Here is a 20,082-nt window from a genome sequence, read left to right on the forward strand (position 1 = left end):
CCCCTGAGATTGTGCGGCTCCTCCGCGAAAGGAGGGCCACAAACCAAGGGGCGCGGGGAACTGCGCGACAAGCCACCCACTGACAGGTGGTCCCGTAACCGGCAGGACGGGGAAACCCGGGGGGTCCGGTTACCGCGCAGTCGCGCGCTCGCGACGGTTGGCCCGCATCGTGTTGACGCGGCGGGTGGTCGCGAACCCGGGAATCGTGGCCGCGGCCACGCACTGGAGGGCGCAGCCCGCCTGGAGGAGCTGGTGACCGCCGGGGATGTTGAGGGTCCAGGCGGCGAGGCAACCCATGCTGACCAGGGTCCAGCAGAAGGTGATCAGAGCGAGCCGCCCGCGCGGCTTGGGGTACTCGACCCGGCTCACCATCAGCCAGGCCACCCCGACGATCGCGATCACCGTGGGCAGGAAGGGCAGCTCCAGCAGGACCAGGGAGACCACGGTCATCGCCCCGAAGGGACTGGGCATGCCCTGGAAGACCCCGTCGCGCAGCGTGGTGCAGGAGAAGCGGGCCAGCCGCAGCACCACCGCGAGGACGACGAGAACCGCCGCGGCCGCGGCCACCTTGCCGTGCGCGTCGTCGGAGACGATGCCCCACACGACGACGAAGTAGGCAGGGGCGAGCCCGAAGCTGATCAGGTCGGAGAGATTGTCCAGCTCGGCGCCCATCGCCGAACTGCGCAGCTTGCGTGCGACCAGCCCGTCGAAGAGGTCGAAGACCGACGCCATCAGCATCAGCGTCACCGCGTTGGCCGCGCTGTGCTTGGACATCGCGCTGTCGCCGTTGCCCATCAGGTGCGGGACGAGCACGCCGGTGGTGGTGAAGTAGACGGCCATGAAGCCGCAGATCGCGTTGCCGAGAGTCAGCGCGTCGGCGATCGAGAGCCGGGTCGACAGGGGCAGGTCGTCGTCCTGCTCCTCGATCTCGCTGACCCAGTTGCTGTGTGTCTCGTGCTCAGTCACGGTCAAGGCGCGTCACCCCAGCCGTCATGGTCTCGCCGACCTCGACCGCGGAGCCCACGCCTTCCGGCAGGTAGACGTCCACCCGGGAGCCGAACCGGATCAGCCCGATCCGTTCGCCCTGCTCGACCTTGCAGCCGCGGGGCACGTACGGCACGATCCGCCGGGCCACCGCGCCGGCGATCTGGATCACCTCGACGTCACCGATCTCGGTGTCGAAGTGCCAGACCACCCGCTCGTTGTTCTCGCTCTCCTTGTTGAACGCCGGGACGAATCCGCCGGGGATGTGCTCGACGGAGGTGACCGTGCCGCTCAGCGGGGCGCGGTTGACGTGGACGTTCAACGGGCTCATGAAGATCGCGACGCGGGTGCGCCCGTCCTTCCACGGCATGACGCTCTGGACCACGCCGTCGGCGGGGGAGACCACCCCGTCCTCGGTGATCTTCCGCTCGGGGTCGCGGAAGAACCACAGCATGCCGGCCGTGAGGACGGTGGCGGGGACGGCCACCGCCGCCCAGCGTCCGGAGCGGCGGGCGCGCAGCACGCTGACCGCCGCTGTGGCCGCGGTCGGGAGGAGCCACGGCGACGCTCCGCGCGCGAGGCCGACCCGGCGGCGAGGTGCAGAGGATTGGCTGTGGGGCATGGAAGACCTTCGTAGCGGAGGGTGCCGCGAAATGCTTCAGGGGACGGCGGCTTTCATTGATGGTATCGGCTGACACCGGCAACTCGGCAAGCTGATGGGCGAGTCGATGGCTGGTTCCCGCGGCCCCGGTCTCGACGTAGTGTGACTCTCATCTCAGTAAAACCACCGTGAACGCGGACAATCAACCTTGGACACGGTACTCCTCCAACAGCCGCCGCCCGATGATCATTTTCTGGATCTCGGCGGTCCCTTCGCCGATCAGCAGCATGGGCGCCTCGCGGTACAGCCGCTCGATCTCGTATTCCTTGGAGAAGCCGTAACCGCCGTGGATGCGGAAGGCGTCCTCCACGACCTCCTTGCAGTACTCGGAGGCGAGGTATTTGGCCATGCCCGCCTCAAGGTCGTTCCGCTCGCCGGAGTCCTTCTTGCGGGCGGCGTTCACCATGAGCTGGTGGGCGGCCTCGACCTTGGTGGCCATCTCGGCCAGCTTGAACTGGATCGCCTGGTGCTCGGCGATCGGCTTCCCGAACGTGTGCCGCTGCTGTGCATAGGAGATGCCCAGCTCAAAGGCCCTGCGGGCGACTCCGCAGCCGCGTGCGGCGACGTTCACCCGGCCCACTTCGACGCCGTCCATCATCTGGTAGAAGCCGCGGCCGCTGCCCCCGCCGAGCACCCGGTCCGCCGGAACGCGGACGTCCTCCAGGATCAGCTCGGTGGTGTCGACGCCCTTATAACCCATCTTCTCGATCTTGCCGGGCACGGTGAGCCCGGAGACTTTCGGGTTCGGGCCGAAGCCGGGCTCCTTCTCGATCAGGAAGGTGGTCATCGACCGGTGCGCCGGCGCGTCCTGCGGCTGCCCCTCGTCGGTGCGGCACAGCACGGCCACGAGGTTCGCCGTGCCGCCGTTGGTGAGCCACATCTTCTGCCCGTTGATGACGTACGCGTCGCCCTCGCGGACCGCCTTGGTGCGGATCGCGGACACGTCGGAACCGAGCCCCGGCTCCGACATCGAGAACGCTCCGCGTACGTCGCCGGTCGCCATCTTCGGCAGGAAGTAGTCCTTCTGCTCCTGCGTGCCGTGCTGTTGGATCATGTAGGCGACGATGAAATGCGTGTTGATGATGCCGGACACGCTCATCCAGCCGCGGGCGATCTCCTCCACGGTGAGCGCGTACGTCAGCAGCGACTCGCCGAGCCCGCCGTACTCCTCGGGGATCATCAGGCCGAAGATGCCGAGTTCCTTCAGGCCCGCGACGATGTCGGTCGGGTACTCGTCGCGGTGCTCCAACTCGGTGGCGACCGGCAGGATCTCCTTGTTCACGAAGGAGCGCACCGTCGCGAGGATCTCCTGCTGGATGTCGGTCAGGCCATCGGTCTGCGCGAGGCGGTCGACCATGTCACTTCCCTCCCCGGGAGTCGGTGCCGGCGGCGGTGCCGGTCGCGGTCGTAGTCGCAGTCGTAGTCGCGGTGCCGGTCGTGGTCGCCGTGGTGGCGGGTTCGGGGCGGCCGGGCTGCTCGCCGCCGCGCTCCTTGATGTACGCGGCGGTCGGCACCATCACCTTGCGGCGGAAGACGCAGACCAGGGTGCCGTCCTGCTTGTGGCCGCGGGTCTCCACCTCGACGATGCCGCGGTCGTCCTTCGACTTCGACGGCCGCTTGTCGAGCACGGTCGTCTCGCCGTAGATCGTGTCGCCGTGGAACGTCGGCGCCACGTGCCGCAGCGACTCGATCTCCAGGTTGGCGATCGCCTTCCCCGACACGTCGGGCACGGACATGCCCAGCAGCAGCGAGTAGACGTAGTTGCCGACCACCACGTTGCGGCCGAAGTCCGTGGTGTTCTCCGCGTAGTTCGCGTCCATGTGGAGCGGGTGGTGGTTCATGGTGAGGAGGCAGAAGAGGTGGTCGTCGTACTCGGTGACCGTCTTGCCGGGCCAGTGCTTGTAGATCGCACCGATCTCGAACTCCTCGTAGGTGCGCCCGAACTGCACAGTCATACCTCCAGCTTGTTCGCTCGCCGGATCTCGTCCACGATCCGGCCGATGATCCCGGTGATACCGAAGTCCTTCGGCGTGAAGACGGCCGCCACACCGGCCGCGCGCAGTTCCGCCGCGTCCGCGGCCGGGATGATGCCGCCGACCACCACCGGCACGTCGTCCACCCCGGCCCGCCGCAGCCGGCCGAGCACGTCCGGCACCAGCGCCGCGTGCGACCCGGACAGGATGGACAGACCCACGCAGTGCACGTCCTCGGCGACCGCCGCGGAGACGATCTGCTCGGGGGTCAGCCTGATCCCCTGGTAGACCACCTCGAAGCCGGCGTCGCGGGCGCGTACCGCGATCTGCTCGGCGCCGTTGGAGTGCCCGTCCAGGCCCGGCTTGCCGACCAGCAACCGCAGCCGCCCGTCGCCCAGTTCCGCCGCGGTCGCCGCGACCTTCCGCCGTACGTCGGCCAGTTCGCTGCCCGCTTCGGCGGTGACCGCGACCGGCGCGCCGCTCACCCCGGTCGGGGCGCGGAACTCGCCGAAGATGTCGCGCAGCGCCGATGACCACTCGCCGGTGGTCACCCCGGCCCGCGCGCACTCCAGGGTGGGGGGCATCAGGTTCCCGGCGCCGGCCGCGGCGGCCCGCAACTCGACGAGTGCCCTGTCGGCCCGCGGCTGGTCACGGGCGACCCGCCAGTCGTGCAGCGCGGCCACCACGCGGGCCTCGCCCGCCGGGTCCACCGTCATGATCGCCCGGTCCAGGTCAGCGGTGAGCGGGTTGGGTTCGGTGGACTCGTAGACGTTGACGCCGACGATCTTCTCCTCGCCGGACTCGATCCTGGCCCGCCGCTCCGCGTGCGAGGCCACCAGTTGCGACTTGAGGTAGCCGGACTCCACCGCGTCCATCACCCCGCCCAGTTCGGCGATGTGCGCCATCTCCGCGGTCGCCTGCCCGACCAGTTCGGCGACCTTCGCCTCGATCACATGGCTGCCGGCGAAGATGTCGTCGTACTCCAGCAGGTCGCTCTCGTGCGCCAACACCTGCTGGATACGCAGGCTCCACTGCTGGTCCCAGGGCCGGGGCAGGCCCAACGCCTCGTTCCACGCCGGGAGTTGCACCGCGCGGGCGCGGGCGTCCTTCGACAGCGTGACGGCCAGCATCTCCAGCACTATCCGCTGGATGTTGTTCTCCGGCTGCGCCTCGGTCAGGCCCAGCGAGTTGACCTGCACGCCGTAGCGGAAGCGGCGCTGCTTCGGGTCCTGGACGCCGTACCGCTCGCGGGTGATGGTGTCCCAGATCCGGCCGAAGGCGCGCATCTTGCACATCTCCTCGACGAACCGCACGCCCGCGTTCACGAAGAACGAGATCCGCGCGACCACGTCGCCGCGCCGCTCCTGCGGGATCTGCCCGGAGGCGAACACCGCGTCCAGCACGGCGATCGCGGTGGACATCGCGTAGGCGACCTCCTGGACCGGGGTGGCCCCGGCCTCCTGGAGGTGGTAGCTGCAGATGTTGATCGGGTTCCACTTCGGGATGTGCTTGACCGTGTACGTGATCATGTCCGTGGTCAGCCGCAGCGAGGGGCCGGGCGGGAAGACATGGGTGCCGCGGGACAGGTACTCCTTGACGATGTCGTTCTGCGTGGTGCCCTGCAGGGTGGTGATGTCGGCGCCCTGCTCCTCGGCGACCACCTGGAGGAGTGCGAGCATCCACATCGCGGTGGCGTTGATCGTCATCGAGGTGTTCATGCGCTCCAGCGGGATGTCCTGGAACAGCCGCCGCATGTCGCCCAGATGGGACACCGGCACCCCGACCCGGCCCACCTCGCCGAGCGCCAGCACGTGGTCCGGGTCGTAGCCGGTCTGGGTCGGCAGGTCGAACGCAACCGACAGCCCGGTCTGTCCCTTCTCCAGGTTCCGCCGGTACAGCGCGTTGGACGCTTCGGCGGTGGAGTGCCCGGCGTAGGTGCGCATCAGCCACGGCCGGTCCCGCTTCCTTTTGTGCTCGCTCGCCGTGGGCGCCGTACTCGCTGGGCTGCCCTGCAGTTTCTGGCCGTCCGTCATCACGCATCCTTGAAACGGTTGATGGCCGGCAGGTGGTGCTCACGCAGCTCGGGATCGGTGACTCCCAGGCCCTCTCGCGGGGAGAGCGCCAGCACGCCGACCTTGCCCTGGTGAAGATTGCGGTGCACATCGTAGGCAGCCTGGCCGGTCTCCTCCAGGGTGTAGGTGCGTGACAGGGTGGGGTGGATCCTGCCCTTGGCGACCAGGCGGTTGGCCTCCCACGCCTCACGGTAGTTGGCGAAGTGCGAGCCGACGATGCGTTTGAGGCTCATCCACAGGTAGCGGTTGTCGTACTCGTGCGTGTAGCCGCTGGTGGAGGCGCAGGTGACGATGGTGCCGCCCTTGCGGGTGACGTAGACCGACGCGCCGAACGTCTCGCGGCCGGGGTGCTCGAAGACGATGTCGACGTCCTCGCCGCCGGTCAACTCCCGGATACGGGCGCCGAATCGCTTCCACTCGCGCGGGTCCTGATGGTGCTCGTCCTTCCAGAACCGGTACCCCTCGGCCGAGCGGTCGATGATCGCCTCGGCGCCCATTCGCCGGCAGATCTCCGCCTTCCGCGGGCTGCTCACCACGCAGACCGGGTTGGCGCCGCCGGCCAGCGCGAACTGCGTGGCATACGAGCCGAGTCCGCCGCTCGCGCCCCAGATCAGCACGTTGTCGCCCTGCTTCATGTCGGCGCCGTTGCGGGAGACCAGTTGCCGGTAGGCGGTGGAGTTGACCAGTCCGGGTGCGGCGGCCTCCTCCCAGGTCAGGTGCGCGGGCTTGGGCATCAACTGGTTCGACTTGACCAGTGCGATCTCCGCCAGCCCGCCGAAGTTCGTCTCGAAGCCCCAGATCCGCTGTTCCGGGTCGAGCATCGTGTCGTTGTGCCCGTCGGCGGACTCCAGTTCCACGCTCAGGCAGTGCGCCACCACCCGGTCGCCGGGGTGCCACTTGTTCACGCCCGGTCCGGTGCGCAGCACCACGCCCGACAGATCGGAGCCGATCACGTGGTACGGCAGGTCGTGCCGCCCGGCGAGCGGCGACAGGCGGCCGTAGCGCTCCAGGAAGGCGAAGGTGGAGACCGGCTCGAAGATCGAGGTCCACACCGAGTTGTAGTTGACCGAGCTGGCCATGACCGCGACCAGGGCCTCGCCCGGGCCGAGTTCGGGCACCGGCACGTCGTCCAGGTGCAGCGAGACGCGCGGGTCCTTGTCGCGGGACTCCAGCCCGGCGAACATCTCCGCCTCGTCCTTGTGCACGGTGATGGCCCGGTAGGACGCGGGCAGCGGCATGGCCGCGAAGTCGGCGGCGGTGGCCTCCGGTGCCTGGATCGCGTCCAGGACTTCCTTCGTGGAACTCGTCGTCATGTGACTCGCCTCCGGCGAAGCGTTCAGCGCGTTTCTGTACGTTCTGCACGTTCTGCGGCAACGCTCGATCAGGGAACGCGGTGTCGATGGGATGGAGGTGCCGTCGTCGGTTCGGCGAACAGATGAGTTTCCCGGCCGGGCCTGGGGGACAGGTGCCCGGACTACGCATACGGTATGGCACTGCGTGCCAGTCGTAAAGACACTGCGTGCCATCAATTTCTCTCAAGTGTCACCCCGGCGGCACAGACGAGCAACGCGAACGCCACCCGCCGCTACCGCCGCACCCGCGACGCGAGCGGCCACGCCAGCGACGCGAACGGCCGCCCGGATGGCGCCGGGCGGCCGTGTCAGCGGTCGATGTACGGGGGAGCGGGGTTGGACGGTCGGAGCGGGGGCGGACGGGCGCTACGCCTTGCGCAGCGCCTCCTCGATGCTGCGCAGGATCTCCGCGGGGGAGGCGTCCGTACGGGCCACCGCGACCACCACCTCGCCCTGCCGCGAGACGGCCGTGGCGCTGACGGTGCCGGCCCGGGACGGTATCCGCCCCGCCCCGATGCCGGTCCCGAAGGTCGCCTTGATCACGTCGAAGGCGTGCTCGAGCTGCGCCTCCACGTCGCCCTTGCCGTCCGCCCGCAGCCAGCGCCGCAGCACGTGGTTGTGGGCGGCGACCACCGCGGAGGCGGCGACCTCGGCGAGCAACGGGTCGTCGTCGCCGTCGCGGTGCGCGCCCTCGTCGAAGTGGCCCAGCAGGTAACGCGTGAACAGCCGCTCGTAGCGGGCCACCGAGGCGATCTCCCGCTCCCGCAGCGTGGGTACCTCGCGGGTGAGCCGGTAGCGCTCCACCGACACCTCGGGCATGTTCGCGTACATCCGCAGCACTTCGGTGATGCCCCGGCAGACCGTGTCCAGCGGGTGCTCGTGCGGGTCGGCGGAGTCCAGCACCGCCTGCACCCGGACCAGGGTGTCGTCGTGGTCCGGGAAGATCGCCTCCTCCTTGGACCGGAAGTGCCGGAAGAAGGTGCGCCGGGCCACTCCGGCGCTCGCGGCGATCTCGTCGACGGTCGTGGCCTCGTACCCCTGTGCCGCGAACAGCCGCATGGCCGCCGACGCGAGGTCCTGCCGTACCCGGTGGCGCTGAGCGGCCGCACGGCGGCCACTCGCGGTGTCGGTGGCGGACTTCGCAGGCTGGGGCATGCGGGGAACGTAACACGTGCGGTGGCGGATGATCGACGGCGAGCCCTTCCGGACCCGGGACGTCGTACCGTCGGCCGGTGCGGCCGTCGAGCCAACGGGAGCGCCGGTGTTGAAAGCCGGGAGTCCGCTGCCGCAGGCAGGGGAAGAGACGCGGCGCACCGCTCAGCGGGCGTACTCGCGGAAGCCGCGGCCGGTCTTGCGGCCGAGGCAGCCCGCCGACACCAGGTGTTCCAGCAGCGGGGCGGGGGCCAGGCCCGGGTCTCGGAACTCGTCGTGCAGGACCTGCTCGATCGCCAGCGAGACATCCAGGCCGACCACGTCGAGGAGTTCGAACGGGCCCATCGGGTAGCCGCCGCCCAGCTTCATCGCCGCGTCGATCGCGTCCACGGTCGCGTAATGGTCCTGGACCATCTTCACCGCGTTGTTCAGATACGGGAAGAGCAGGGCGTTGACGATGAAGCCGGCCCGGTCGCCGCAGTCCACCGGGTGCTTGCGCAGCGCGCCGCTCACCTCGTGCGCGGTCGCCACCACGTCGTCCGAGGTCAGCACGGTCCGCACCACCTCCACCAGCTTCATCGCCGGTGCCGGGTTGAAGAAGTGCAGGCCCACCACGTCCTGCGGGCGCCGGGTGGCCCGCGCGATCGCCACCACCGGCAGCGAGGATGTGGTGGTCGCCAGCACCGCGCCCGGCCGGCACACCTTGTCGAGCACCTGGAACAGCTCCTGCTTCACATACAGGTCCTCCGCGACCGCCTCGACCACCAGGTCCGCGTCCACGAAGGCGTCGTACGACCCGGTCGGCGCGACCCGTGCCACCGCCGCGTCGCGCTGCTCCGAGGTGAGCCGTCCCTTGGCCACCGAGCGGTCCAGGGAGGCCGTCAGCCGTGCCACCGCCCGCTCCGCCTTCTCCGGCGTCCTGGCCGCCAGCACCACCTCGAACCCGGCCCTCGCGAAGACCTCCGCGATGCCGGTGGCCATGGTGCCGGACCCCGCCACGCCGACCGTATGGACGGTACGGCCCTGCGCGCCGCCGCCACGCTCGCGAGGCGTCTCGGCGTCCGGCACGACGGTGCCCGAGCCGGCGGACTCGTAACTGTAGAAGCCGCGCCCGGACTTGCGGCCCAGCAGCCCGGCCGCCGTGAGTTGCCGCAGCACCGGCGCGGGTGCGTGCAGCCGGTCCTTGCTCGCCTCGTACATCGCCTCCAGCACGGTGGTCGCGGTGTCCACCCCGACCAGGTCGAGCAGCGCCAGCGGGCCCATCGGCAGCCCGCAGCCCAGCTTCATCGCCGCGTCGATGTCCTCCCGGGTGGCATACCGCGCCTCGTACATCGCCGCCGCCTGGTTCAGGTAGCCGAACAGCAGGCCGTCCGCGATGAAGCCCGCGCGGTCGCCGACCGGCACCGGCTCCTTGCCCAGGCTGCGCACCAGCGCGGTCACCGCGCGGGTCGCCTCGGGCGCCGTCAGCACCGTGGAGACCACCTCGACCAGCTTCATCGCCTGCGCGGGCGCGAAGAAGTGCAGGCCCAGCACCCGGTCGGGCCGCCCGGTCTCCGCCGCCAGCCGCGTCACCGACAGCGCGTTGGTGCCGGTCGCGAGGATCGCCCCCGGCTTGGCGATACGGTCCAGCGCGGTGAACACCTCGCGCTTGACGTCGTACCGCTCGGAGACGACCTCGATCACCAGGTCGGCCGCCGCGGCCGCCCGCAGTTCGGGGAAGGTGCGGAACCGCGCGAGCACGTCGGCCCGTTCGGCCGGGCTCAGCCGGCCGCGCTCGACCTGGCGGGCAGTGCGGGTCTCCAGGGCGATGACGGCCCGGCGGGCGGCGGCTTCGTCGATGTCGATGCCGACCACCTCGTGCCCGGCGCAGGCCAGCACCTCGGCGATGCCGGTGCCCATGGTGCCCAGGCCGATCACGGCCACCACGGCGGGGAGGACGGGCAGTTCGGTCGCGGGTGCGGCGGGTGCGGCGGGTGCGGCGGGTGCGGCGGGTGCGGCGGATATGGCGGATGCGGGGGTCGAGTTGGTCGAGCCGGTTGACCCGGTCGGTCCGGTCGCGGAGGAAGCGGAGGAAGCGGAGGGACGGTTCATCGCGTGACTCCAGGTGTGGCAAGAGCCGCGCCGCGCAGCGCGCGGGCGCACGGCAGAAGGATGAGTGGAGTCGCGGGCCTGACCGCAGGAAGCGGTGCGTGTGCGCGCCCGCGCGAGCCGGCGGACCCTGTCCCGGGGCCACGCCGCAATGTGCCGAACCGACAACGGCATCCGCCGAGCGGTCGGTTCACCGGCCGCCTGGCGTGTCCCTCGACTTTAACTCGCGAGTAACTTGGTCGCCAGTCTTTCGCGCATGTGAATTCCACCGGCGACAGATGAGCGGCTTGCGGCGGCGTGCGGGGAACTGGCCAGGGGAGCTGCCGGTCCTACGGGACGCGGTCGGCGCCGCGCCCGGCACGAGGCGCCCGGCACGTCCTCGGGGCCCCGTCGGGGGCGGCCGAGAGTCCTTGTGGCGCGCCGCTTCGGGGCGCCGGCCGACAGCGGGCGCGTTCCGAAGGCGGCGGGTCGGCGGGCGTCAGGGCGCGTGGCGTGGTCAACCGCGCCCGAACCGCGGTGGGAACGGCGCCGGTTCGGGCGGCTACGCCAGGGAGCGGGTGTAGCGCGTCTCCTCGACCGGGACACCGTCGTACAGCTCGGTCATGGTCGCGCCGTCGGAGGCGAAGTCGGCGGCGGCGTAGAAGCGGCGGGCCCGTACGTTGTCGGTGAGGACCCACAACGCCAGCCGGGTGCGGCCGAGTTCGGCCGAGTGGCGGAGTACCTCCGCGATGAGCGCGCGGCCGACGCCGGTGCCGATCCGGTCCGGCCGTACGTACAGCGCGTACAACTCCCCGGTCGTCGCGCCGGTGCCCTCGCCGCGGTACGGCCCGAAGGCCGCCCAACCGACCACGGGCGCGGTGCCGTCGGCGGCGGTCTCCTCGGCGACCAGGTTGTGCACCCGCCCCGCGGACCGCGCGAACCACTCCCGCCGCTGCGCGGCGTCCTCGACCGGGTCCATCGCGTCGAGGTGGCTCTGCGGCACCAGCCCGGCGTTATGCGTGCTGCCAGCCCCGGACCCGGATCGACGACACGTCCGGTACGTCCTGCTCGGTCATCGTCCTGATCCGCACCATGCCCTGCATTCTATGCAGTTCACAGCAAGGTGAGCTGTGTGTTTTCCGGCTCCGGCTCCGGCGCCGTGCCGGGCGCCCCGGCGGAGCGCTCCACCGCCTCCTCGGGTGCTTCCTCGGGTGCCGGTCGCCCCCGCATCGCCCCGAGCCGGGCCGGGCCGCAGCCGAACTCCGCCGCGAACTCGTGCACTTGGCGGGTGATCCGCCGCTGGTACCACTTCGGCGCGTACGAACCGCCCGCGTACAGCGCTTCGTACCGCCGCACCAGATGGGGGTGGTGCTGCTGGAGCCACGCGGTGTACCACTCCCGCGCGCCCGGCCGCAGGTGCAGCACCAGGGGGGTCACGGAGGTGGCGCCGGCCGCGGCGATCGCCCGCACCGTCGCGCGCAGCTGCTCGGGGGAGTCGCTGAGGAAGGGCAGCACCGGCGCCATCAGCACCCCGGTCGGTATCCCGTTCTCGCTCAGGGTGCGGCAGACCGCCAGTCGCGTCTCGGGGGAAGGCGTGCCCGGCTCCACGCTGCGCCACAGCTCCCCGTCCAGGAAGCCGATCGACAGCGCTATGGACACATCGGTGACGCGCGCGGCCTGCCGCACCAGTTCGAGGTCGCGCAGGATCAGCGAGCCCTTGGTGAGGATCGAGAAGGGGTTCGCCCGGTCGCGCAGCGCGGTGAGGATGCCGGGCATCAACTGGTAGCGGCCCTCGGCCCGCTGGTAGCAGTCCACGTTGGTGCCCATGGCGACGTGCTCGCCCTGCCAGCGTGGCGCGGCCAGTTCGCGGCGCAGCAGCTCCGGCGCGTTGACCTTCACCACGATCTGCGAGTCGAAGCCGTGGCCGGTGTCCAGTTCCAGGTAGCTGTGCGTCTTGCGGGCGAAGCAGTAGACGCAGGCGTGCGAGCAGCCGCGGTACGGGTTGACCGTCCACTCGAATCTCGTCCGGGAGGTGCCCGGTACCCGGTTGAGGATCGAGCGGGCCCGCACCTCGTGGAAGGTGATGCCGCGGAACCCAGGGGTGTCGAACGTCCGCGTCGTCACCGCCGAGGTCCCGAAGAGCGCACCCGCGGAGTCCTCGGCGTTCAGCCCGTCCCAGCGCATCGCGCCCTCCTTCCGTCGTCCGGCCCCCACGGGCGGTCCGGTGGCCGCCCTTTCGACCATAATAGAACACAGATTCGATAACCTAGTGTGGTTGGCTGGTGTGTCGCCCGGGAGTACCCCCAGGCGAAGCTCTTGGGGGCGAGTACACGCCCCCGACACCCCGATGCCCGCAGGGGCATGGACCCGAGGAGAAGTCATGGCGCTGGTCGAGGCCACCACGGAGCGGATCGTCGCGGCGGAGCCGGAGCGGGTGTTCGCCGCGCTGGCCGACTACGCCGGCACCCGCGGCCGGGTCCTGCCCGGTCAGTACAGCGAGTACGAGGTCCGCGAGGGCGGCGAGGGTGCGGGGACCGTCGTGCACTGGAAGCTCCAGGCCACCAGCAAGCGGGTCCGCGAGTGCCTCTTCGACGTCACCGCGCCCGCCGCCGGGCAGCTCGTCGAGACCGACCGCAACTCCTCGATGGTCACCACCTGGACCGTCACCCCGGCCGGCGAGGGCCGCAGCAAGGTCGTCAACGCGACCGCGTGGCAGGGTGCCACCGGCGTCGGCGGCTTCTTCGAGCGGAAGTTCGCCCCCAAGGGCCTCAACGCCATCCATGACGAGGTGCTCGCCAAGCTCGCCGCGGAGGTGGAGCAGTAACTCCCCCGATACTCGCCTGGTTTCGCGATCATTCACTAATAGGGGTGGTTTCGCCAGCTTCCTGAGACTTGCCCGGCCTGTCCGTCGTTGTCGCCTCATGGCGGGAGACGGTGGCGGAGCAGGTGTGACGAGGGGAGCGGCAGTGAGTGGCGGCACGCTGATCGAGCGACTGGGGGAACCTCACCCGGACCAAGTCCTGGGCGAGGCCGGGCCGGTGGAGGGCGCGGCGCGCGGTGCGGCGCAGCCGCCCCCCGAGGCGCCGTCCACCGGCCCGGAGGGGGAACCGGGCACCCTCACCCCACGCCGGCTTCGGCTGGTCTTCCTCGGGCTGATGCTCGCCCTGCTGCTGGCCGCCCTCGACCAGATGATCGTGGCGACCGCCCTGCCCAAGATCGTCGGCGAACTGCACGGCCTGGACCGGATGTCCTGGGTCGTCACCGCCTATCTGCTCTCGTCCACCATCGGCCTGCCGATCTACGGGAAGCTCGGCGACCTGCTGGGCCGCAAGAGCGTCTTCCAGTTCGCGATCCTGACCTTCGTGGTCGGCTCGGCGCTCGCCGCCTGGTCCCAGACCATGAACGAGCTGATCGCCTTCCGCGCGATCCAGGGCATCGGCGGCGGCGGGCTGATGATCGGCGTGCAGGCGATCATGGCCGACATCGTGCCGCCCCGTGAACGCGGCCGGTACATGGGCCTGATCGGCGCCGTCTTCGGTGTCGCCTCGGTCGCCGGGCCGCTGCTGGGCGGCTTCTTCACCGACCACGCGTCCTGGCGCTGGTGCTTCTCCGTCAACGTGCCCTTCGGCCTGGTCACCCTGCTGGTGGTCAGCTTGGTGCTCAAGCTGCCCAAACCCACCGCCCGGCCCCGGCTCGACGTACTCGGCGCCCTGTTGCTGGCGGTCGGCTCGACCTGCCTGGTGCTGCTGACCACCTGGGGCGGCTCCACCTACGGCTGGCGGTCGAAGGAGATCCTCGGGCTCGGCGCGGGCACCGTCGTGTGCGTGCTGCTCTTCGTGCTCGTGGAGCGGTTCGCCGCCGAACCCGTCATCCCGCTACGGCTGTTCCGCGACGGGGTGTTCAACACCTCCGCGCTGATCGGCGCGGTGGTCGGCGTCGCCCTCTTCGGCGCCGCCAGCTACCTGCCGACGTTTCTCCAGATGGTCGACGGCGCCAGCGCCACCGGCTCCGGGCTGCTGATGCTCCCGATGATGCTCGGCGTCGTGGTCGCCTCCATCGGCAGCGGCCAACTCATCAGCCGCACCGGCCGCTACAAGGTCTTCCCGCTGCTCGGCAGCGGCCTGTCCGCGATCGGCATGTATCTGCTGTCCCGGCTGGACGCCAACACCGCCCGCCCCGAGTACAGCGTCTACATGGCGGTGCTCGGCCTCGGCATCGGCCTGGTCCTGCCGGTCCTGGTGCTCGCCGTGCAGAACTCGGTACAGCCCACCGACATCGGCTCCGCGACCAGCGCCAACAACTACTTCCGGCAGATCGGCGGCTCCGTCGGCGCCGCGGTCTTCGGCACCCTGTTCGCCAACCGCCTCAGCCACCAGCTCGCCGTCGACCTGCCGTACGGCGTGAAACTGCCCGACCCCGAGTCGGTCACCCCCCAACTGGTCCGGACCCTGCCCGCGTCCCTGCGTGACGGATACGTGCACGCGTACGCCGACGCCATGCCGCGGATCTTCCTCTACCTGGTGCCGGTCCTCGTCCTCGGCTTCCTCATCGCCTTCCTGCTCAAGGAGAAACCCCTGGTGACCCAGCACGGCCCCGCCGCTCAGGCGGCGTACGAACCCGGTTACGACCCCGGGTACGAACCCCCCTACGAGTCCGGTCACGACCCCGTCTACGGCGCGAACCCCTCCGCCACGATCGCCCCCGGCGGCCCCCTACCCGACCCGGCGGTGCCCGGCGCCCGGCGCGGCCAGGGCGGCGTCCCGGTGTGCGGCACCGTCCAGCACTCCGACGGCACTTCTGTCGGCCGCGCCGCGCTCACCCTCATCGACGGCTCCGGCCGCCAGGTCGGCCGCGGCGCCACCGCCGAGGACGGCAGGTACGCCCTGAGCACCCCGGGCGCCGGCAGCTACGTCCTGATCGCCGCGGCCGGCGGGCACCAGCCGCAGGCCGTCGCGGTCGCCGTCGGCGATCACCCGGTCGAACTCGACGTCGTGCTCGGCGGCGCCGGCCGGCTGGCCGGCACCGTCCACACCGCTGACGGCACCCCGGTCCGGGACGCGATCGTCACGCTCACCGACGTACGCGGCGACGTCGTGGCCACCTCCCGCAGCGGCCGAGAGGGCGTCTACGCGCTCACCGAACTCGTCGCCGGGGAGTACACCCTCGCGGCCAGCGCGCCCGCCTACCGCCCGACCGCCCTCCCCGTCACCGTCCAGGCGTCCCGCGAGACCCGCCAGGACGTCGAGCTCGCCGGCGGCGCGTCCCTGCGCGGCATCGTCCGCGCGCCCGGGGGCCGTCTCGTCGAGGACGCCCGCGTCACCCTCCTCGACGCCGCCGGCAATGTCGTCGACTCCGTCACCACCGGCCCCGACGGCCACTTCCGCTTCGTCGACCTCGCGGCCGGTGAGTACACGGTCATCGCCGCGGGGTACCCGCCGGTGGCCACGGTTCTCCAGGTCGCCGGGGGTGGCCGCACCGAGCGCGACCTCCAGCTCGGCCACGCGGACTAGGGCCTGCGGGCGGCCCGATCAGACCCGCCCGGCTGCCCCGTCCTGTCGGTCCAGGGACCACCTGCCGGTGGCTGGTCGCTGGGGGTACCCCCTCTGGGGGAGTTCCCCGCGCCCCTTGAGTATGTGCGGCTCCCTCCGCGAAAGGAGGGCCACCGCCCAAGGGGTGCGGGGAACTGCGCGCTGGGTCACCCTCCGCCGGAGGAGGGGTCGCGGCCGGTGCCGTCCTGGATCTGCGCCTTGTCGCACTGCGTCCCGCGGATCAACGCGTAGGTCCCGCCGATCTTGTACGTCCCGGCCTTGGGCGCGTACAGCCGCGTCCAGTCACCGTCCGGCGCGACACACCCGCTGTCGTTGTCGGTGGCCCCCTCGATCCCCAGTACCGGCGACCACGGGATGCGCAGCAGCACCGACCCGCTGCTCGGCATCGTGACGGTCAGGTCGGCAGGCCCGGCCTGGTTGACCACGGCCGGCGGGTCCGCCATCGGGTCCGCACCCGTCACGGAATACACCTGCCAGTCCGAGTCGTGCCACACCTCGGTCATCCAGGGCTGCCCCGCTGCCACCAGCTTCGCCTCGGCGACGCCCGCGCCGTCCGGCTGAGCCGAGGGCAGCACCACGTAGTTGACGCTCCAGCGGCGCAGCCAGTCCCGGTAGGTGTCGGGCGTCAGCGTCCCGTCGTAGAAGAGCGGGTTGCGCTCCACGTCGGCCTGCCGGTTCCAGCCGCGCGCGAGGTTGACGTACGGCGACAGGCCGGACGCCTCCCAGTGCGAGCGCAGCGGCACCACCTCGACCCGGCCGCGGTCGGCGCGCAGGGTGCGCAACTCGTGGATGAGGGACGTCGCGTGCACGGAGGAGGTCGCCGACGACGTGGTGACCTGGTCCACTATCGGTTTCGCTATCTGCCACGACGCGGTCCCGGCGAAGGCCAGCCACAGCAGCAGCGCCCGCTTGGTGCCCCAGGTGCTCGCCATCGCCACGATCAGCAGGATGGTGCCGCCGTAGAGCAGCGCGAGCCGTTCGACGTTGCTGCCGATCGGTGAGGGGATGATGAAGGTCAGCACCACGCCGACCGCGTATATCCACGAGCCCAGGTGGACGGCCTTCCACGCCTTGGGCACCGCGAGCGCGATCGCCACCGACACCGCGAACGGGATGATCGCGAAGTACCACTTGAAGGGCTGCACCCCGTAGAAGGGGAACAGCAGCGAGGTCGCGCCGACCACCAGCGGCGGCGCGGCGGCCAGTACGTACGCGTCCTTGCGCCGGCCGGTCAGGAACAGTGCCGCGGCCACCACGAGCAGGAAGAGCCCGGCGACCGGGCTGCACATCGTGGCGAACGCGGCCATGGCCGTGGCGAGCGCCAGCCGCGGCGATCGGCTGCGTGCGGCGCGCTCCACGGGGTAGAGCAGCATCGTGGCGATCACGGCGAAGAGCATGCCCAGCGCGAAGGTGACCCGCCCGGAGACGACATCACCCCAAAGAGCGAACGTCGTCCACAGCACCGGCACCAGCGGCCGCTTCACCCGGGCCCGCATCAGCAGCGCCGCCGAGAACGTCGCGGTGAGGGTTCCGGCGATCACACCGGTCATCCGCACCCCGAGCGCGGCCATGATGTACGGCGACAGGATGCTGTACGAGGCCGGGTGCATACCGCCGTACCACGACAGGTTGTACGACGCGGCGGGGTGGGCCTTTATGAACTCGGTCCAGGCGTACTGGGCGGCCATGTCGCCCGAGTCCTTGGCCAGGTACAGGGCCCATACCGCGTGCAGTACTGCGGCCAGCAGCGTGGCGATGACCACCGGGTGGCGCAGATCGACCCGCCGAAGCAGGCCCCTCGGTCCGCGGACGACAGCGACGCGCGCGGGCTGCCAGGTGGTCACGTGGCCTCTTCCGGTAGCGGGTGCGGAGAATCCCGGCCGGGGTCCCGTCCGGCGGGGAACGAACTCCCACCATGACAAGAGTTCGAACACAGACTTTGGACGCTAGCACGCTCGGATCGGTTGCTTCCGTGCGGGCGTACGCCGGTTTCGTGCTTTGCCTCCCCTGCCGGTCCGGTCCGGCCGTACCGTGGTACCGGCACCGCGGATCATGCACCGGGGACAAGTTCAGGCGCGCCCGGGCATGGTCCCGCGATTGCCACGGGAGGAGCCCAACGAACCATGGACCGCCGCAATCCGCCAGTGATTTCCGGCCGGGTGCCGCTCGCGGTGGTGATCGTCGACGTCGCGGGTGCGGTCTCCCACTGGAGCACGGGGGCGAGGCGCCTGTTCGGGCCCACCAGGGACGAGGCGGTCGGCCGCCCGGCGGTCGACGTGCTGCCCGTGGTCGGGGCCCTGGACGCGACCTGGGTGGGGTACGACGACCTGGACCCGGCCCAGGACGGCGGGAGTTCGTATCCCACCGCGGGGCGGGCCCGGGTGTTCGACCGGTCGCACAGCGTGGTCGACGGCGCGGGCGAACGGGTCGGCGCGGAAGGTGGCGAGCTGCCGCTCGACCTGCTGTGGTGGGCGTATCCGCTGGCCGGCCCGGGCCCCGAGCGGCTGTTGGTACTCGCCGCGGACGCCGCGCAAACCGGGGTCGTGGCCCCCGAGGCGCTCGCCGCGGCCGGGGCGGACACTCCCGGGCCTGCCGAGGTGTTCGAGCCGGTCGCGCCGGGTTTCGCGCCGCACTCGGTGTTCGCCGAGTTCCCGGGCTCCGACGAGCTCGCCAAGCGACTACCGGAGATCCTGCCCGGCATGAACCCGCTGGACAGCGCGCGGATCGTGGCCCAGGTGCTGGAGTCGGGGTATCCGGTGCTGGAGGTCGGCCGCCACGACCGGGTGCCGGTCACCCCGGACTGGGGCGTGCCGCGCCGGGCCGAGCGGGAGGCCGGACGGCGGGCCGCCCGGGCCGATGCGGCGGGGCCGGGGTAGCAGGGGGCGTACGCCGGCGCATCGGGCGTATCGGTGCATCGGGCGCTGGACCGGGTGCCGGCGCGGGGGCTGGACCGGGGGTCGCCGAAGACGACGATCTGGCGCCAGACCGCGAGTACGCGGCGGTCCGCGAGCACCTGGAGTTCCTCAACGAGGTGAGTACCTGGCCACCTGCCTCCACGCGATCTACGACCCGGTCGAGTCCGACCTGCTGAGGTCGGCGACGACGACCACGCGGTGCCGGTCCTGCTGAGTGCCGGCGCCGAGGACGACGGCGGACGCGGCATGCGGATCGCCAACCGGCTGGCCCCGCGAGTGGGCACCAGCCGCTCCGCCCGCGGGAAGACGGTCTGGTGCGAGCTGGCCCTGCCGGCGGCGGCGCGCGGCGCTTACGACCTGGTGCACGATAGGGCGGCCGCGGGGTTCGTGAGCCGTGCGGACGGGCCTCGGCGAGGTCGCGGGCGGTGCGGGCGGCGACGCGCGCGCGGGGGTGAAGCGGGCAGGCGCGAGGGTGCGCGGGGGTGAATACGGGTACCGGGCAGGGGGCATACGGCGGAATCACGGCGGAGGTGCGTACCGATGAAGGTTTCCGGCGAGTACGAGCAGGTGTGGGAGAGCTTCTGGCGGGACGCGCCCGACGAGGTGGGCGGGGCGCTCTGGGATGTCGACCCCGCGCTCGCGTCGGCGCTGCACCTGCCGCACTTCGAGGGGTACTTCGACCCGGGGCTGCCGCTGGTCGACCTGGGCTGCGGGAACGGCACGCAGACGCGTTTCCTCGCCGAGCGGTACGACCGGGTGATGGGCGCGGACCTGTCGAAGGAGGCGGTGGACCGGGCCCGGCGGGCGGACCCGCACGGCGCGGCGGGCTACGAGGTGCTGGACGCCGTCGACCGGGAGGCGATGCGGCGGCTGCACGCGGAGACCGGTGACGCGAACGTGTACATGCGGGGCGTCCTGCACCAGTGCGCGCCGCAGGACCGGGCCGAGTTGGTGGCGGGTATCGCCGAACTGACCGGCGGGCGCGGCCGGGTCTTCGCGGTGGAGCTGGCGGAGGCGGCGAAGGGGGTGCTGGGCGCGCTCGCCGCGGCGCCGGCCGGTCCGTCGGTGAAACTCCGGGCGATCTTCGCGCACGGCATCGCGCCGGGCGAGGTGGCCGACGCAGCCGTGCCCGGATTCTTCGCCGACGCGGGCCTCGACGTACTCGCGCAAGGTGAACAACCGCTGCTGACAGTCGAGTTCGACGCGGCTGGCGACCGGGTGACGGTGCCGTCGAAGTGGCTGGTCGCGGGCCGGCAGGCGTGATTCGAGGGTCCGCGCACGGGGCTGGACCGGGCGGCGCAAGAGGTCTGGACCATTGAAGTTATCCACAGGCTGAGAAAGGGGGCTGGCACGGCCG

The 20,082-nt window shown here is 71.2% G+C and carries 14 protein-coding genes and 1 pseudogene; 4 read left to right on the top strand and 11 right to left on the bottom strand.

All coding sequences use genetic code 11. The annotated features are described in order from the left end of the window. Positions 1-129: 129 nt before the first annotated feature. The 10 genes from pssA to AC13HU_RS04075 form a co-directional block, all read right to left on the bottom strand. A complete protein-coding gene (gene pssA, locus AC13HU_RS04030; protein ID WP_483040319.1) occupies positions 130-972 on the bottom strand; it encodes a CDP-diacylglycerol--serine O-phosphatidyltransferase in 843 nt (280 codons plus the stop codon). Continuing rightward, positions 959-1,606, bottom strand: a complete 648-nt coding sequence (locus AC13HU_RS04035; protein WP_483040320.1) for a phosphatidylserine decarboxylase — start codon at positions 1,604-1,606, stop codon at positions 959-961. The genes pssA and AC13HU_RS04035 overlap by 14 nt, the downstream gene beginning before the upstream one ends. 181 nt (positions 1,607-1,787) lie before the next feature. Beyond that, positions 1,788-3,002, bottom strand: coding sequence for an acyl-CoA dehydrogenase family protein (locus AC13HU_RS04040; RefSeq protein WP_483040321.1), 1,215 nt, complete (start codon positions 3,000-3,002; stop codon positions 1,788-1,790). A gap of 1 nt (position 3,003) precedes the next feature. Continuing rightward, positions 3,004-3,594 (bottom strand): MaoC family dehydratase, encoded by a 591-nt coding sequence (locus tag AC13HU_RS04045; RefSeq protein ID WP_483040335.1) that lies wholly within the window; start codon positions 3,592-3,594, stop codon positions 3,004-3,006. Between the two features lie 2 nt (positions 3,595-3,596). Further along, a complete protein-coding gene (locus tag AC13HU_RS04050) occupies positions 3,597-5,651 on the bottom strand; it encodes a methylmalonyl-CoA mutase family protein (protein WP_483040322.1) in 2,055 nt (684 codons plus the stop codon). After that, positions 5,651-7,003 (bottom strand): crotonyl-CoA carboxylase/reductase, encoded by a 1,353-nt coding sequence (gene ccrA, locus AC13HU_RS04055; RefSeq protein ID WP_483040323.1) that lies wholly within the window; start codon positions 7,001-7,003, stop codon positions 5,651-5,653. The genes AC13HU_RS04050 and ccrA overlap by 1 nt, the downstream gene beginning before the upstream one ends. Positions 7,004-7,408: 405 nt before the next feature. Further along, positions 7,409-8,197 (bottom strand): TetR family transcriptional regulator, encoded by a 789-nt coding sequence (locus AC13HU_RS04060; RefSeq protein WP_483040324.1) that lies wholly within the window; start codon positions 8,195-8,197, stop codon positions 7,409-7,411. A 162-nt stretch (positions 8,198-8,359) separates the two neighbouring features. Next, entirely contained in the window at positions 8,360-10,093 is a 1,734-nt protein-coding gene (locus AC13HU_RS04065) for a 3-hydroxyacyl-CoA dehydrogenase family protein (RefSeq protein WP_483040336.1), read from the bottom strand. A gap of 730 nt (positions 10,094-10,823) precedes the next feature. Further along, positions 10,824-11,264: a GNAT family N-acetyltransferase gene (locus AC13HU_RS04070; RefSeq protein ID WP_483040325.1), complete on the bottom strand. Its 441-nt coding sequence runs from the start codon at positions 11,262-11,264 to the stop codon at positions 10,824-10,826. A gap of 110 nt (positions 11,265-11,374) precedes the next feature. Next, positions 11,375-12,445, bottom strand: a complete 1,071-nt coding sequence (locus AC13HU_RS04075; RefSeq protein WP_483040326.1) for an Rv2578c family radical SAM protein — start codon at positions 12,443-12,445, stop codon at positions 11,375-11,377. 196 nt (positions 12,446-12,641) lie between these two features. Here AC13HU_RS04075 and AC13HU_RS04080 point away from each other — a divergent pair, with 196 nt between their 5' ends. Both AC13HU_RS04080 and AC13HU_RS04085 read left to right on the top strand, forming a co-directional pair. Continuing rightward, complete coding sequence (locus AC13HU_RS04080) at positions 12,642-13,085, top strand: SRPBCC family protein (protein WP_483040327.1); 444 nt, start codon at positions 12,642-12,644, stop codon at positions 13,083-13,085. A 97-nt stretch (positions 13,086-13,182) separates the two neighbouring features. Further along, positions 13,183-15,771 carry an MFS transporter gene (locus AC13HU_RS04085; RefSeq protein ID WP_483040328.1) on the top strand — a complete coding sequence of 863 codons (2,589 nt, stop codon included), beginning with the start codon at positions 13,183-13,185 and terminating at the stop codon, positions 15,769-15,771. A 185-nt stretch (positions 15,772-15,956) separates the two neighbouring features. Here AC13HU_RS04085 and AC13HU_RS04090 read toward each other — a convergent pair whose 3' ends face one another. Further along, positions 15,957-17,654, bottom strand: a complete 1,698-nt coding sequence (locus AC13HU_RS04090; RefSeq protein WP_483040329.1) for an MFS transporter — start codon at positions 17,652-17,654, stop codon at positions 15,957-15,959. 279 nt (positions 17,655-17,933) lie between these two features. On the opposite strand from AC13HU_RS04090, the pseudogene AC13HU_RS04095 reads away from it, so the two are divergent. Beyond that, positions 17,934-18,847 (top strand): annotated as a pseudogene (locus AC13HU_RS04095) (hypothetical protein); the annotation flags it as partial. A gap of 418 nt (positions 18,848-19,265) precedes the next feature. Next, positions 19,266-19,988 (top strand): class I SAM-dependent methyltransferase, encoded by a 723-nt coding sequence (locus AC13HU_RS04100; RefSeq protein WP_483040330.1) that lies wholly within the window; start codon positions 19,266-19,268, stop codon positions 19,986-19,988. Positions 19,989-20,082: the final 94 nt, after the last annotated feature.

It is taken from the genome of Streptomyces sp. NH27 (assembly GCF_056859195.1).